A 1405-nucleotide genomic window follows, 5' to 3' on the forward strand; every position below is an offset into this window, starting at 1 on the left:
GGTGACGTCCCGCTGAGTGGTGGAGAATCTCGACACCGTGCGGGATCAGCTGTTGTGATTATGCCGCAGTGAGTTCGGGAATCGCGACCTCCTCTGTTTCGGTGTTGAGGAGCTTCATGGAGTGCTCGCTGAAGTAGCGTCGGTCCGCGCCGTCCCATTCATCGTGTTGCTCGATCAGGACGTGCCCGGCCAGGCGCAGCAGCGCGGCCGGGTTCGGGAACGTGCCCACGACGTCGGTGCGGCGCTTTATCTCCTTGTTCACCCGCTCCAGCGGATTCGTGGACCAAATCTGCCGCCAGTGTTGCTGCGGGAAGCCGCAGAACGCGAGGATGTCGTTTTTCGCGTCCTCGAGCATGTCCGCGATCTTCGGGTGCGAGCGGGTCAGCATCCGAACGACCTCGTGGAACTGTGCGAAGACATGCTCCGTGTCGGGCTGGGCGAAGATCGTGCGGATGATCGACGCGACCATCGGCCCCGCCGTCTTCGGAACATTGGAGAGCACGTTCCGCATGAAATGCACCCTGCATCTTTGCCAGGACGAACCGGCGAACACCGTCTCGATCGCGGAGATCAGACCAGTGTGGGCGTCGGAGATGACGAGCTTCACTCCATCGAGTCCTCGAGCCTTCAACGAGCGCAGGAACGTCGTCCAGAACGGTTGTGATTCGGTTTCGCCGACCTCGAAGCCCAGGACTTCACGGCGGCCATCTGCGGCGACTCCGATCGCGACGACGACCGCCTGGGACACGACCCGCCGGCCGACGCGGGCTTTGCAGTAGGTCGCATCCAGGAACACATACGGATAGGTCGTGTCAGCTAGTGGGCGGTCGCGGAACGCCGCGACGTCTTCGTCGAGGTTCGCGCAGATCCGCGATACCTCACTCTTCGAGATGCCGGTGTCCGCGCCGAGCGCTTTGACGAGGTCGTCGACCTTACGGGTGCTGACGCCGTGAACGTAGGCCTCCATCACGACCGCGAACAGGGCCTGGTCCACCCGGCGGCGTCGTTCCAGCAGCGATGGGAAGAACGTCCCCGCCCGCAGCTTCGGGATCCGCAACTCCAGATCACCGGCTGTGGTCGACAAGGTCCGTGGACGGGTGCCGTTGCGTTGTGTCGTCCGTGCCGGAGTGCGTTCGAACGGGGCGGCACCGATGAACGCGGCAGCTTCCGCGTCGATCAACTCCTGATAGAGCGTCTCGGTCGCGACCCGGATCCGGTCGGTGACATCGGTGAGCTTCAGTTCCCCGAGGAGCTCGAGGAGGGCAGACTGGTCTAGAGCCATCGTGCGTGGTGTCTTTCTGTGAGTGACTTTGATCGGTTCTCACTGACCCTCGCACGATGGCTCACCAACGTCTACGACGAAGACAACCCTGCCGAATCCTCCACCACTCCAGGGGACGTCACC

At 63.1% G+C, this 1405-nt stretch carries 1 protein-coding gene; it reads right to left on the reverse strand.

Annotated elements, in window-relative coordinates; all coding sequences use genetic code 11:
* Positions 1-58 precede the first annotated feature (58 nt).
* Entirely contained in the window at positions 59-1282 is a 1224-nt protein-coding gene (locus ACWICD_RS14445) for an IS256 family transposase (protein WP_454140563.1), read from the reverse strand.
* Positions 1283-1405 lie beyond the last annotated feature (123 nt).

It is taken from the genome of Microbacterium sp. NPDC055357 (assembly GCF_053644835.1).

Bases quoted from the DNA above. Each gene is read 5' to 3' on its own strand.
- ACWICD_RS14445 (WP_454140563.1), bottom strand. From the start codon at position 1,282: ATGGCTCTAGACCAGTCTGCCCTCCTCGAGCTCCTCGGGGAACTGAAG.